Origin of the sequence: Streptomyces sp. NPDC051364 (genome assembly GCF_040682115.1) — a bacterium.
Classification (GTDB): domain Bacteria; phylum Actinomycetota; class Actinomycetes; order Streptomycetales; family Streptomycetaceae; genus Streptomyces.
This window is the reverse complement of sequence record NZ_JBFBAH010000037.1, coordinates 53016-65968: the sequence shown is the minus strand read 5'-3', so window position 1 is coordinate 65968 and position 12953 is coordinate 53016. Positions and strand designations below refer to the sequence as shown.

Annotated in this window: 10 protein-coding genes and 1 pseudogene; 5 read left to right on the top strand and 6 right to left on the bottom strand. The window is 71.2% G+C overall.

Features of this window, described 5'->3' with window-relative positions; genetic code table 11:
- The first annotated feature begins 145 nt into the window (after window positions 1–145).
- On the top strand, window positions 146–1072 hold the full coding sequence (locus AB0M76_RS38165; RefSeq protein WP_365957328.1) for a formylglycine-generating enzyme family protein: 927 nt from the start codon (window positions 146–148) through the stop codon (window positions 1070–1072).
- A gap of 148 nt (window positions 1073–1220) precedes the next feature.
- Here AB0M76_RS38165 and rpsN read toward each other — a convergent pair.
- Window positions 1221–1475 (bottom strand): annotated as a pseudogene (rpsN, locus tag AB0M76_RS38160) (30S ribosomal protein S14); the annotation flags it as partial.
- Between the two features lie 44 nt (window positions 1476–1519).
- Window positions 1520–2707, bottom strand: coding sequence for an MFS transporter (locus tag AB0M76_RS38155; RefSeq protein ID WP_365957327.1), 1188 nt, complete (start codon window positions 2705–2707; stop codon window positions 1520–1522).
- A 295-nt stretch (window positions 2708–3002) separates the two neighbouring features.
- Between AB0M76_RS38155 and AB0M76_RS38150 the strand changes: the two genes are divergently transcribed.
- The 4 genes from AB0M76_RS38150 to AB0M76_RS38135 all read left to right on the top strand — a co-directional run bounded on the left by AB0M76_RS38150 (window position 3003) and on the right by AB0M76_RS38135 (window position 7709).
- On the top strand, window positions 3003–4055 hold the full coding sequence (locus AB0M76_RS38150) for a type III polyketide synthase (protein ID WP_365957326.1): 1053 nt from the start codon (window positions 3003–3005) through the stop codon (window positions 4053–4055).
- A 20-nt stretch (window positions 4056–4075) separates the two neighbouring features.
- Complete coding sequence (locus AB0M76_RS38145) at window positions 4076–4642, top strand: cupin domain-containing protein (protein WP_365957325.1); 567 nt, start codon at window positions 4076–4078, stop codon at window positions 4640–4642.
- Window positions 4642–5847 carry a cytochrome P450 gene (locus AB0M76_RS38140; protein WP_365957324.1) on the top strand — a complete coding sequence of 402 codons (1206 nt, stop codon included), beginning with the start codon at window positions 4642–4644 and terminating at the stop codon, window positions 5845–5847. Before AB0M76_RS38145 ends, AB0M76_RS38140 begins: the two co-directional genes overlap by 1 nt.
- Before the next feature lie 173 nt (window positions 5848–6020).
- Window positions 6021–7709 carry an SWIM zinc finger family protein gene (locus AB0M76_RS38135; RefSeq protein WP_365957323.1) on the top strand — a complete coding sequence of 563 codons (1689 nt, stop codon included), beginning with the start codon at window positions 6021–6023 and terminating at the stop codon, window positions 7707–7709.
- Window positions 7710–7858: 149 nt separating this feature from the next.
- On the opposite strand, the gene AB0M76_RS38130 is transcribed toward AB0M76_RS38135, so the two are convergent.
- From AB0M76_RS38130 to AB0M76_RS38115, 4 genes are all read right to left on the bottom strand, one after another.
- Window positions 7859–9814 carry a zinc ribbon domain-containing protein gene (locus AB0M76_RS38130; RefSeq protein ID WP_365957322.1) on the bottom strand — a complete coding sequence of 652 codons (1956 nt, stop codon included), beginning with the start codon at window positions 9812–9814 and terminating at the stop codon, window positions 7859–7861.
- Window positions 9811–10431, bottom strand: coding sequence for an IS607 family transposase (locus AB0M76_RS38125; protein WP_365957321.1), 621 nt, complete (start codon window positions 10429–10431; stop codon window positions 9811–9813). The genes AB0M76_RS38130 and AB0M76_RS38125 overlap by 4 nt, the downstream gene beginning before the upstream one ends.
- Window positions 10432–10604: 173 nt before the next feature.
- Complete coding sequence (locus AB0M76_RS38120) at window positions 10605–11060, bottom strand: hypothetical protein (protein ID WP_365957320.1); 456 nt, start codon at window positions 11058–11060, stop codon at window positions 10605–10607.
- Between the two features lie 296 nt (window positions 11061–11356).
- Window positions 11357–12829 (bottom strand): neuraminidase (sialidase), encoded by a 1473-nt coding sequence (locus AB0M76_RS38115; RefSeq protein ID WP_365957319.1) that lies wholly within the window; start codon window positions 12827–12829, stop codon window positions 11357–11359.
- Between the last annotated feature and the right edge of the window lie 124 nt (window positions 12830–12953).

Sequence of the window (12953 nt, the reverse complement as noted above, 5' to 3'; positions counted from 1 at the left end):
GCCTCGGCCGCTGGGCGCGCCGCCCCCGCCGCGGGCCGCGAAACGCGGCCCCGCACCACGCCCTCCGGCGGCGCGCCGGGGGCGCGCCCGCCCCCCCCCCGGGGGCCCCCCCGCCCCGCCCTCAACACACACCGACGGAGCCGCCATGCTTTCCTGCTGCACCCCCGGACACCATGACGCCACCACCGTCGCGCTCTCCCTTGCACCGCGGCCGCCTGTCGGTACCGCCCAGCGGGCCGCCCGGCGGCTCATCGACCTGCCGGGCGGGCGCTTCCTCATGGGCACCGACGACCCGGACTCCTTCCCGGCCGACGGCGAAGGGCCGGTACGCGAGGTTGCCGTCGACCCGTTCCGCATCGCGCCCACGACGGTGACCAACGCCCAGTTCGCCACCTTCGTCAAAGCCACCGGCCACGTCACCGAAGCCGAAGACTTCGGTTTCTCCTTCGTCTTCGGAGGCTTCCTGACCGAGGACGTCGCCGCCGCGTCTGCGCCCGTGGCGGCCGTCCCCTGGTGGCGGGCCGTCCCCGGCGCCAGCTGGCGGCACCCCGAGGGCGCCGGCTCGTCCGTCACCGCGCGCCAGAACCACCCCGTCATCCACGTCTCCTGGAACGATGCCCAGGCGTACTGCGCCTGGTCCGGCACCCGCCTGCCCACCGAGGCCGAATGGGAGTACGCGGCCCGCGGCGGGCTCGAGCAGCGGCGCTACCCGTGGGGCAACGACCTCACCCCCGGCGGGCGGCACATGTGCAACATCTGGCAGGGCGACTTCCCCACCCGCAACACCGCGGAGGACGGCTACGAGGGCACGGCACCGGCGAAGTCCTTCCGCCCCAACGGCTTCGGGCTCCACAACGTCGTCGGCAACGTATGGGAGTGGTGCACCGACTGGTTCGCGCCCGGAACCAGCCGCGTGATGCGCGGCGGCTCGTACCTCTGCCACGACTCGTACTGCAACCGCTACCGCGTCGCGGCCCGCAGCTCCAACACGCCCGACAGCTCCACCGGCAACATCGGCTTCCGCGTGGCCGCGGACAGCGGCACGGCCGCCGGGCCGGCACGACAGTCTTGACAGCGGGTTCGACACGGGCGATGCGGAACCGGTCACGACGCTGTGCGGGACAGGTCCGCCGGTGGCGCGGCCGCGCGGCGATGCTTGATGCGAAGGCCCCGCATCCCACCGGAGACGGGCCCACGCGCCGGCGCCGGCCGTACGGGCGCTACCCGGAGGACTTGGTGACTCCGGGGAGGAAGCCGGCGTGCGCCTGTTCTCGCATGCGGACGCGGGAGAGGCCGAACTTCCGCAGATGGCCGCGGGGCCGGCCGTCGACGCCGTCCCGGTTGCGCACGCGCGTGGCGCTCGCGTTGCGGGGCTGCTTGCGCAGTTCCTCCAGCGCCGCGCGCCGTTCGGCCTCCGTCGACGACGGCCGCCGCAGGGCCTCCTTCAGCTCGGCACGCCGGGCGCACGGGTGCCGCCCGGCAGGCGGCGGGAGGTGTTCGGTCCCGGGGCGGCGGTGCGCTACGCCTGGCGCACGGGGTGGCGGAGCAGATAGACGGCCGCGGTCGAAACCAGGGCGGTCATACAGGCGAGGAACACCAGTCCGGCGCCCTCCAGGCCGACAGGGCCAGTCAGTACGCCCACGCCGATCACCGGTACCGAGATGCCCGCGTACGCCACCACGAACAGCATCGAGATGACCGCCGCGCGCTGGTCGGCCGGAGACGCCCCCGCCACCGCCGAGAGCGCGCCGCGGAAGGCCAGGCCCTGCCCGCTGCCGCCGACGAGCGCGCTGAGGACCACCAGCACCAGCAGGTCCCAGTACAGGGCGCCCGCGAGCAGCACCAGCCCGGCGAGGAGTGCCGCGCAGCCCAGCGGCAGGGACCGGCCGACCCCGATGCGGCCGACGGCCAGTTGTCCGGCGGTCGACGCGAAGAAGGCCAACGCGACGATCAGCCCGCTCACGGCCCGGTTGTGCACGCCCAGGGACTCGGTGAGGAACGCCGGGCTGACCGACGTGAACACGCCGAACAGCGCGAACCCCACGAACGAGGCGGTTGCGGCGGGCCCGAACACCTGCCGCACCGACGCGGGCAGAGCGGGCCGCTGCGGCCGTACCGCGGCGAGCGACTGTCGCTCCCGTACCGTCTCGGGGAGTTGCAGCAGGACGGCGGCCGAACCGGCCACGAGGACGAGGTGCACGGCGAACGGCAGGTACAGCGGCCAGGGAGCGTACTGGGCCAGCAGACCGGCGAGCAGGGGGCCGCAGCCCAGCCCGCCCATGTTGGCAGCCGTCGCCACGAACGTGGCGCGGGAGGAGCCGTCCCGCGGTGCCAGTTCGATGACGTAGGCCGTGGCGGCCCCGGTGAACAGACCTGCGGACAGGCCCGACAGCAGCCGGCCCGCGTACAGCCAACCCAGCCCGGTGGCGCACAGGAAGCAGCCGGCGCTCGCCGCCGCGAGTCCGAGGCCCGCCAGCAGAACGGGCCGCCTGCCCACGACGTCCGAGGCGTTGCCCGCCAGCAGCAGGACCCCCATGACGCCGAAGGCGTACACGGCGTACACGACCGTCACCTGCAGCTCGGAGAATCCGAACTTCTCCTGGTAGAGGCCGTAGAGGGGGGTGGGCAGAGTGGTGCCGGCCATGCACACGGCGAACACCGCCCCGCCGAGGAAGCACTGGCGCCAGCGTCTGCGATCACCGTCCATGCCGCAGACGGTAGTGGCGCCCGGCATCGCGGACGGCGCGGCATGCCGACGGCACGGCATCCCGGACGGCGCGGCCGGTCGGCGCACCGGCCCGCGCCGGAGCAGGCCGGCCGTGGGGGCGGGGAAATGCGTGCCGATCACGAGCGGACCCGTACTGGGGAGTTGGCCGGGCCGCCTTTCTCGACCCGCTTATACGAGCCCAGGGGTACGAATGGGTGACCTGGGCGGATCGTGATCGTTAAGGACGCGTCCGGGTCAGCAGTGGCACTCGCGTGCCGGTGGGTAGGGGTGTTGCATGGCGACCTTGTGTCGGCCGGCCGTGTCGGTTCCGGAGTACGTCATCACCATGGAGGACACGCTCGAGCTCGCACGCTCGCGGCATGCCGGCCATCCCCAACTGGGCCTCGCATTACGCCTGATCGAGAACACCGGGGTGCGGACCCGGCATCTGGTGCAGCCGATCGGCGAGACGCTCGCGCACCCGGGCTTCGAGGAGCGCAACAGGCTGTATGCGGCCGAGGCGAAGGCCCGCGTACCGCAGGTCGTGCGGCGCGCGCTGGAGGACGGCGAGCTGCGGGCCGCGGAGATCGATGTGATCATCTATGTGTCCTGCACCGGGTTCATGATGCCTTCACTCACCGCCTGGCTGATCAACACGATGGGATTCTCGTCCCATACACGGCAGTTGCCGATCGCCCAACTGGGCTGCGCGGCAGGTGGGGCCGCGATCAACCGCGCACACGACTTCTGCACGGCCTATCCGGGGGCGAACGCACTGATCGTGGCGTGCGAGTTCTGCTCACTGTGCTACCAACCCACCGACATCGGCATCGGATCGCTCCTGTCCAATGGTCTGTTCGGCGACGGTGTGGCCGCCGCGGTCGTCCGCGGAACGGGTGGTCACGGCATCCGCCTGGAGCGCAACGGCTCGTACCTCGTCCCGGGGACAGAGGACTGGATCGCGTACGACGTACGGTCCACCGGCTTCCACTTCCTGCTGGACAAGCGTGTGCCGGGCACCATGGAGCCGCTCGCCCCCGCGCTGCGCAGCCTCGCCGAGGGGCACGGCTGGGACGCCACAGACCTCGACTTCTACATCGTGCACGCCGGTGGGCCGCGGATCCTGGACGATCTGGGCACCTTTCTCCACGTCAAGCCGGAGGCGTTCCGCCACAGCCGGGCCACGCTCACCGAGTACGGGAACATCGCCAGCGCCGTCGTACTGGACGCGCTGCGCCGGCTGTTCGACGAGGGTGGCACCCCCGACCAGGCGCGCGGCCTCCTGGCCGGGTTCGGCCCGGGCATCACGGCCGAGATGGCGCTGGGCCGATGGAGCCGTACACCGTGACCCATGCGGAAGGAAACCCGATGACCACCTACTCCCCCACCGCCGCCCCGTCTGCGGACAGCGGGCTGATCGTGCCCCCCGGCGAAGGACGTACCCTTCGTGCCGCTGCCCAGCATGTGACCTTCAAGGTGACCGGCGCACAGTCGCCCCTCGCATCGAGCTTCGAGGTGCTCGTGCCACCGGGCTTCGACGTCGGTGCGCACGTCCACGCGCGCAGCGAGGAACTGTTCTACGTCCTTGAGGGCGAGCTCGACGTCCTCGCCTTCGAGCCGCGCGTGCGCACCCTGGACTGCTGGCGGGAATGGCAGTCGCCGAAGGGTGAGCGTGTGGTCCGCGCCACGCCCGGGACGGTCATCCTGGTCCCGCCCGGCTGCCCGCACGCCTTCGCCAACCCCACCGACGTCCCGGCCCGGATGTTCTTCCAGTCGTCCCCGCCCCCGGACCACGAGCGCTATTTCGAGGAACTTCTGGAGATCCTGTCCGCCGACGGGCCCGTGGACCACGGAGCCATCGCTGCGTTGCGCTGCCGCTACGACATCGAGCAGCTCACGCCGCTGCGCCATGACCGGCCGATGAGGCGCCCGTGATGCACGACACAACCGCCCCCTTGTACGAGGCCTCGGACTTGGCTGCGCTCGACTTCGACCCGTTTCTCCGCGAGGCCTCGCAGGCCGCACCGGTCATCCGGATCCGGCTGCCGCACGGAGCCCCCGGCACGTGCTGGCTGGCGACGCGGCACGACGCCGTCCGGTTCGTCACCTCCGACCCCCGGTTCAGTCGCGACATCGTCGGCCGACCGCTGCCCAGTATGAACAGGTACCTCGTCCCGCTGGATCGCGCGGTCAGCTTCGTCGACCCGCCCGACCACACCCGCATCCGCTCCGTGGTCTCCTCGGCGTTCAACCGCTTCGCCATGGCAGCCCTGCGCCCCCGCACCCAAGCCGTACTCGACGAGCACATCGACGCCATGGTCGCATCCGGACCCCCGGCCGACCTGGTCCAGCACGTGACCTCCCCCTTCCCCATGCATGTCATCGGAGCTCTGCTGGGTGTCCCGGAGGCCGACCGGCCGCGCCTGCGCACGTGGGCGGACACCATCTTGACCCGGGCGAAAGACGAAGCGGGCGTCGAGCGGGCCCGGCAGGCCAAGGCAGAAGTCCGCGCCTCCTTCCTCGAACTGGCCCGCGAACGCCGGCTCCGGCCGCAGGACGACCTCCTCAGCGAACTGGGAGCCGCAGTCGACAGCGGCAGGATCGAGGAGGAAGAACTCCTCGCCCTGGCCACGCTGATGGGAATCAACGGCTGGCACGCGGTACGCAACCACACCTCCAACATGGTCTACCTCCTGCTCACCCACGACACCCTGATGAGCCGGCTCCAGTCCGACCCGCACGCCGTGCCGGCGGCCGTGGAGGAGCTACTACGCTGGATCCCGCACAAACACGGCGTGGGACAAGCCCGCATCGCCACCGAGGACGTCGAGGTGGGAGACGTCCTCATCCGCCGCGGCGAGGCCGTCTATGTCTCCTACGTGGCAGCGAACTGGGACGAACGGTGCTACCCCGCACCGCACCGGATCGACATCGACCGCAAAGGCCCGCCCCACCTCGCGTTCGGCTACGGACCCCACCATTGCCTGGCACCCTTGCTGGCCCGCATGGAAGCCGAACTGCTCCTGACCACCCTCATCACACGCCTCCCCGACCTGCGGCTGGCGGTCGGTCCCGGCAAAGTCGTGTGGCAGAAGGACGTCCTCATCCGAGGACCCGTAGCCCTACCGGTGACGTGGTGAACCCGGCCTGGGAGAGAGGACGACCGGCTGCGGCCGGGCACCGGAATTCCGCCGCTCTCTCTGCTGGGACCCTGCTGCACTTCACCCGCACGCCCCTGCGACCCCGCGCGTGCGTGGGTGGTGTTGTCCTGAACGTCCAGCCCCGAGAGTTCTCGTCCGGTTGAATGGACACCGTGACGCATGATCTGGGTTTCACCGAGGAAGACCTGCGCCGGCTGGCGGGCGCGCGCTCCTTCGAGCGCGGGGTCGGCTATCTGTCGGCGGTGTCCCGGCTGGAGATCGGGGACGAGACGATCACCGCAACCGTGGACGGCAGCGACGCGTACGAGGTCGAGCTGACCGAGGACGAGGACGGCCGATTCAGCGGATGGTGCGACTGCCCCTACGGGCAGGAGGGCAACTTCTGCAAGCACTGCGTGGCGGTGGGCCTGGCCGTCCTGGGACAGGCCGAATCGGTGCCGCAGCAGCGGTCGGCAGCCGCCTCGCGCACCCGCCTGCTGGACGACTGGCTGGAGTCCCGCACCCGCGAGGAACTGGCCGCACTGGTAAGGGAACAGCTCGCCGGCGACCGTGGCCTGCGCCGCCGACTCGAGCTGCGCGCGGCCACCGCCGGGGAGGACACCGCCATCGTCCGGGAGCGCATCCTGCACCTCCTCGACACCCGCTCCTTCGCCCGCTACGGCTACGTCGAGTACGCCGACGCCCACGCCTACGGGCAGCAGGCGGCGGAGGCTGTCACCGCCCTGCGGGCGCTGACAACGGGCGGCCGGGCCGCCGACGCGGTGGAGGTGGCCCGCGAGGCCCTCCGGGCTCTGGGCCGTGCGTACGGGGAGATCGACGACTCGGACGGCCTGATCGGGGACGTCGCCACCGGCCTGGCCGAGGCGCACCTGGAGGCCTGCCTGTCCGCCCGTCCCGACCCGGTGCAGACCGCCGAGTGGCTGGTGCACCACCTGCTGGACGAAGAGAACGACATCACGGACATCGACCTCTTCGACTACCGGGAGGTCCTGGGTGAGCCGGGCATGGCTCGGGCGCACGAAATGGTGGTGGCAGCCTGGCGGAGCAACCCCAAGTCATGGACCGAGAAGTACCTGATGGAGCGCCTCCTGAAGGCGGACGGCGGCAGCGTGGACGCGCTGGTCGCCGTCCACGCGGCGGACCTCGCCCCGAACGGCCACACCCACCTGGTGATCGCCCGGGAGCTGGAGGGGGCGGGCCGCACAGCCGAGGCCCTGGAGTGGGCCGAACGCGGGCTGCGGGAGGCCGAGTCCGACCGGGGGCCGGATGACGAGCTGGTCGCCTTCGTCTGCGATCGGTACGCGCGGACCGGCCGCTTGGCCGATGCGGTCACGATCCGCCGGGATGTGCTGCGGGCCCGTCCCTCCCTGGCCGCCTACCGGCATCTTCGTAGCGCGGCCAGTACGGCCGGGACCTGGGAGGGCACCGAGCGCGCGGGCGCCCTGGAGGTACTGAAGGCCTCCGACCAGCCGATGAAGGGCCGTTGGTACGGCGGCTCGGTGCTGGTGCACGCCCTCATGGACGACGCCGACCTCGAGGCCGCATGGCAGGCCGCGGCCGACGGGTACGCGGACCAGCAGCAGTGGCTGGTCCTGGCCGACCGGATCCGCGACAAGCAACCGGCCGACGCACTGACCGTCTACCTGCGCTGGATCGAGCCACTGCGCAAGGAGACGGGTGACCGTACGTACGAACGCATGGCGGAACTGCTGCTCAGCGCCCGCGCCTGCCACCGCACGCTGGGGACCGAGTCCGAGTTCGCCACGTACGTGGCCGCCCTGCGCGCCGACCAGAAACGCAAACGGAAGCTGATGGCGACGCTTGACCAGCACGGACTGTGAGTGGTGCCGGGCCGTCCTTTTGGCTGCCCTGTTCAGCAGATCGAGGGCAGCGCGGAGCCGACGAGAGCGCCGCCGGACGGCGCCGGCGGGCGCGTTCCCGCAGTCGGTGCGGTTCACGGGGACGGGGCACGGCAGGGAAGCGTCTCTGATCAGCTGAGCGAACCCATGCGAACCGTGGGGTCCGGTGTGGGTTCTGTCCACCTGGGCGGGGAAGCGTGAGCGTGGAGGTGGAATCCCGCGCCGAGTGCTGCTCCGCGTGGCCGGTGCCGGCCGGTGATGGGTGTGCTGATCGTGGTCACGCTCTGGTGCCGGTGGGATGCGCGGGGCAGCCGTGTCCGGTCCGTTGGTGCGTGTCCCTCCGGACGCTGGCCGGCGCGACCCGAGGGCCGTGCCGGGGAGGGAACCTCACGTCGCCTGGGCGTGAGGCGGTTGGTTCGTGGCCGTGTCGGGCCGGTCTTGGACCGGTCCGACCGGTGGGTCTTCGGGACCGTCGTGATGACGGCCTTGGCCTCCAATGCGTCGTCCACGCCGCGGATCACCATCGTGCCGCTGGCGCGGTCGACGACGGTCCTGGTCTGGTGGGCGAGGCCGCGGGCGGCGATTCGTCGCCAGGCTCCTTGGTCGCGGTCGCCCTGCCAGCCACAGCCGGGGCAGATGGCCCACTTCCATCCCGGCACGGTGGGCCGGTCGGGGGCCTTGCGGTGTCGCAGCGGGGTGAGGCAGCAGGGGCAGTGCCTGGAGGTGTTGCGCGGTGGGACGGTGACGACGGCGATACCGGTCTCGGCGGCGAGGTGCCGCATGCGGTCGGCGATCTGACCGCGCACGGTCTGGGACATGCGGGTGTTGTGGGTGCGGCCCATGCCGCCGGCTTCCATCGACCGGAGGTCTTCGAGGTAGATGACCGTGGCCTCGGCCGCGGCGGCCTGGTCCACGGCCCAGCGAGCGCCAGCCCAGGCGAGGGCGTCGTTGAGGTTCGAGCGGCGCTCGCAGACACGGCGGATCTCCTGCGCCAGCGTGGCGGCCTTGCCGTCCAGGGCGGAGTCGGCAAGGCGGGCGTACCGGTCGGCCTTGGCGTGCAGGCGCTCGGAGATCTTCCGTAGCCGGTGCTGCTTGGCGAGTATCCCGGCGGCACGGAACTGACCGCCGGCGCCGAGGGCGGTGATCTTCCCGTCGGGGTGGAGTCGGCCCGCGCCCGCGCCGAGGAGGGTGTTCAGGCCCCAGTCCACACCCAACGCCACCGTGTGCCCGGTGCGCCGGGTCTTCGGCACGGCGTGGGTGTAGGCGAGGTCGGCACGGACTTTCCCGCCCGTGATGCGCAGGGTGGGCAGGTGGATGACCGCGTTCGCCGGGACCGTTGGCGGCAGCGTGATCGCGCACTCCACCCAGGTCCAGTCGCGGTATACCTGCGGGTCCGGGCGGGTGGGCAGCTGCAAGCGCAGCAGGGCCTTCGTCGGCTCCGTGGCGGACCGCTCGATGCCGGCCTGCTGTCCGTCACACGCGGCGAGGAGCAGCATGTGCGGCACACGCGGCGTCGACTCCAGCTCGAACAGGTCGGCCGGAAGCCGCCCGTTGCTCCGCTCGAACGAGACGATCTGGCGGGTTCTGGACCGGATGACGGTGGACGGCAGGTGCTCGCCGCCCGGTATCGCGGCACGTACCGAGTCCCACTCTTCGGCAGTGCGCCTGGCCGGGTCCTGGGGCCAGGTGGTCAGGACTCCGGCGGACAGGTCGGCGCGCCACTTGGCCGACCTGAGCGCGCGCCCGGCCTGTTCCTGGGCCATGCGCACGATCCGGTCGTTGACCTTGGCCTCGGGGGCGGCGGTCCAGCCGAGGCGGCGCAGTGCCATCCAGGCGTTCGACGGCAGCTTCCTGCCGCCCGCATCCTCGCCGGAGGCGAGCGTGTCGAGGTCGGTGGTGTTCCAGTGCTCGCCCAGCAGGCTGGCGGTCATGCCGGCCACCAGATCGGTGCACCAGCTCACGCGTTCGGTCAGGGCCGTGGTGGTGAGGACCTCGCCGGTCCTCTCGTCCACTCCCGACCGGATCAGGGCGCGGGCGCACGCGGTGCGGGAGGTCTCGCCGCCGGCGAGCGGCAGTTTCCGGCTCACGCGGCCTTCTCCTCGTCGCCGAACTGCCCGGACTCGGCCATAAGCCGACGGCGGTTCTCCGCACTCCGCATCCCGTACAGGCGGCCTGCGAACGTCGTCACCAGGGAGACGAAGTCTTCGAGGAGTTCGTCGCGACCGCCGAGCTTCTTCGGGTGCAGCACTTCCACGGCGACCCCGTACACGGCGAACAGCCGCTTCAGCCAGCCCACCCCGAAACGCGCCAGCCGATCCTCGTGCGTCACGCGAACCACGGTCACCGAGCCGTCCGACACCATCGCCAACACCCGGTTCAGTCCCGGCCGGTTCTCCTTCAGGCCCGAGGCACGGTCGCGGAGAACCTTAACGATCTCACCGGTCGAGGTGGCCCGCAGTTCCTGCTCCTGGGCTTCAAGCAAAGACTCCTGCCCGGACGAGCCGGACACGCGCACGTACAGAAGCTCCAGCCGCGGACGGGAGGAATCACCGCCGCGCTTCATGTTCTCCACGTCAACCGAGGAGAACCGGCGCTCACGCCCGACCCACGTAAACGGGATCTTGCCGTCGAGAGCCCACTGACGAAGCGTCATCGGGTGTATCCCGAGACGCTTCGCAGCCTTGGACAAACGCAGCAACTCCATGCCCGCGATCATACATGCGCAACACTAGGGATAACTAATGAAGTTGATGAGCTGGCAGGTACGCAGCGGAAGCGGGGTCCGCGTGAGCCCTTCCGGGTCGGCATGCCGTCACAGCACTCGTTGCGCGGCCGGCCCGGAACCCCATGGGTTCCGGGCCGGCACGGCGGGCGGCGTCAGCCCACGGCGGAGAAGACCCTGTCGAAGATGTCTTCCTGCTCGTCCGCGTCGCTGCCGGGCCTCACTGCCCCGTCGCCGTGCTCGGCCTGCTCGGCCTGCTCGGCCTGCTCGGCCTGCTCGGCGCGCTCGAAGGCCACGGCGACAGCTGTGATGTCGCCGGCCTTCTCACCGGGGCCGGCAGCGACAACCGGTTCACCGTTGCACGTGGCGTTGTCGAAGAGCAGGGCGACCATGTCGGTGTCGTTGGCGATCTCCTGGACGGCGCCGTCAGTGACCTCCAGCTTGTGGCACTTGCCCTCGGTCACTTCGCTGATCTGCGCGAGCTGGCGCTCTCCGTCCTTGAGGAAGACATAGTTGAAGGCCTGCCCGTCGTCGGCGAACGCCTGAGCGCCGGCGGGGAGGGTGAGCGCGAGGGCTCCGGCGAGGGCGACGGCTGTGGTGCGAAGACGCATGGGGGATTCCATTCTTCCGCGTAGTGGGTGCCGGTCGGCTGGCACCCATGCCGAGCGTAGAAGTACGCCTCACCCGAGAACGTGACCTGGCGATGGCGCGGTCGGAGATTCACCCGAGTTGCCCTGCCACATCCAACCCGCCGCCTCGATACCGAGCCGCTCCCACGGCTTCCCGCCCCACACCGGGCGGGCCGGGGACCGGCGCAGCGCGGTACTGCGGAAAGCGGGCACGGGCACGGGCACGGGCAGCAGGCGGCCAGAGCCGTTCTCCTCACAGGGGTCATTGGCTGGGGCGGTCACCGGGTGCGGAGGCTGCCGCTGTACACGTCCGTGCGGTTCTGTGGTGCGCCGGAGTGGGTCTCGGTCAGCACCGCCCGTACTCCCTTGCCGTCTGCCACCAGGCCTTGGTAGTCGCCGAGGAAGTAGCCCCCGGCGAACGGGGCCTGCAGCCAGTCGAAGACCCGCGAGATCCGTCGCTCGGTCAGAAGCTTCGGGTCTCCGTGCGGCAGAGTGGCCAGCTGGTAGGCGGTGGGCAGGGTGGTGGTGTTGCCCGGCTTGAGGAAGCGCAGGTCGTAGTAGGTGAGCGCGACCGTGCCCCGCTCGTCGACCGCGATCGACGGGGAGAAGGCCGGCACGCTCTCCGGGCTGATCAGCTCCGGGGGCCCCCAGGTGCGTCCGCCGTCGGTGGAGCGCACCAGCTGGACGGAGTCGAACTTGCCGCCGGAGAAGTCCGAGCCCTCGTAGGCCATGTACAGCGTGCCTGTCTTCGGGTCGACGGCCGGGCTGGGCAGGGTGGCCGCGGCGCGCAGCAGCTTGGTGGGGTCGTTCGGGTCGACCTCCGGTACGGAGGTGTCCCGGGCCACGGTGACCGGGGCGCTCCAGGTCTCTCCGGCGTCGGTCGAGGTGACCATCGCGTAGTGGGCTTCGGCAACGGTGCTCAGGTCGTCGGAGTAGGTGATCCGGTCGAAGAAGTCGTACAGGGTGCCGGTGCGGCGGTCGACGACGATCAGATGGCCGATGGTCTGAGTGTTGCGCACGATGCTGGTGTCGACGAACGGCCGGGCTTCGCTCCAGGTGCGGCCGCCGTCGCGGGTGAGGGAGATGTAGCCCGGACCGTCGAGGGAGCTGCGGCCGGGTGGGTCGTTGTCGAGGCGGTTCCAGACCTGGTAGGCGGTGCCCTTGCGGATCGGGTCGGCGGTGAGTGAGGGCTTGTCGTTGAAGAACGGCTGCTCGTCGACGTGCGTGGTGGTGAGGTTCTGCCAGGTGCGGCCGCCGTCGCGGGAGGTGACGGTCAGGAGGGCGCTGCGCGTGCTCCTCGTGAAGTCGACGCCCTCCCCGCCGGCGTAGACGGTGCCGTCCGGTCCGGTGCTCACCCAGGGGTCGGAGGCCCGTTCGAAGTCCGCGCCGCCCGGGGCACACAGGCTGAACGGCAGCGTGCTCCGGTGGAAGGTGCGGCCGTCCGTGGTCCAGCCGGCCACCAGGCCTCGGGCGCCGCCGTCGTTCCAGCGGTCCTGCTGGAACACGGTGACCACGTGCTTCGAGTCGCGCGGATCGACGGACAGGTACGGCTCGACCTCAGTGCCCGGATAGACGACGCTGTCAGGAGAAATCGCGCCGATGGTGCAGTGCGCGTACGGGTCGCCGTGGGACACCTCGACCAGCGGTGCGCCGTCGGGGCTCGGGCCTGCCGCGGCGGGATTCGCGACGGTGACCGTGGTGAGCAGGAGCGCGGCGGTGGCGACAGCGGTCAAGGGCAGGACGACGCGCATGCGGGATCTCCTCCGGGCCTCGGCGGCCGGGGTGCGGGACCGCCGTCATCAGGGCAGCGTGGGGCGCGGAGGCATACCGCAACGCGAGGGTGGGACGGCTCCGCTTGATCCTTGTTCGGCGTCG

Excerpts from the sequence above, each read along its gene's own strand:
- AB0M76_RS38150 (WP_365957326.1), top strand. The coding sequence starts at position 3,003 with ATGGCGACCTTGTGTCGGCCGGCCGTGTCGGTTCCGGAGTACGTCATC.
- AB0M76_RS38165 (WP_365957328.1), top strand. The coding sequence starts at position 146 with ATGCTTTCCTGCTGCACCCCCGGACACCATGACGCCACCACCGTCGCG.
- AB0M76_RS38155 (WP_365957327.1), bottom strand. The coding sequence starts at position 2,707 with ATGGACGGTGATCGCAGACGCTGGCGCCAGTGCTTCCTCGGCGGGGCG.
- AB0M76_RS38120 (WP_365957320.1), bottom strand. The coding sequence starts at position 11,060 with ATGCGTCTTCGCACCACAGCCGTCGCCCTCGCCGGAGCCCTCGCGCTC.
- AB0M76_RS38145 (WP_365957325.1), top strand. The coding sequence starts at position 4,076 with ATGACCACCTACTCCCCCACCGCCGCCCCGTCTGCGGACAGCGGGCTG.
- AB0M76_RS38125 (WP_365957321.1), bottom strand. The coding sequence starts at position 10,431 with ATGGAGTTGCTGCGTTTGTCCAAGGCTGCGAAGCGTCTCGGGATACAC.
- AB0M76_RS38140 (WP_365957324.1), top strand. The coding sequence starts at position 4,642 with ATGCACGACACAACCGCCCCCTTGTACGAGGCCTCGGACTTGGCTGCG.
- AB0M76_RS38115 (WP_365957319.1), bottom strand. The coding sequence starts at position 12,829 with ATGCGCGTCGTCCTGCCCTTGACCGCTGTCGCCACCGCCGCGCTCCTG.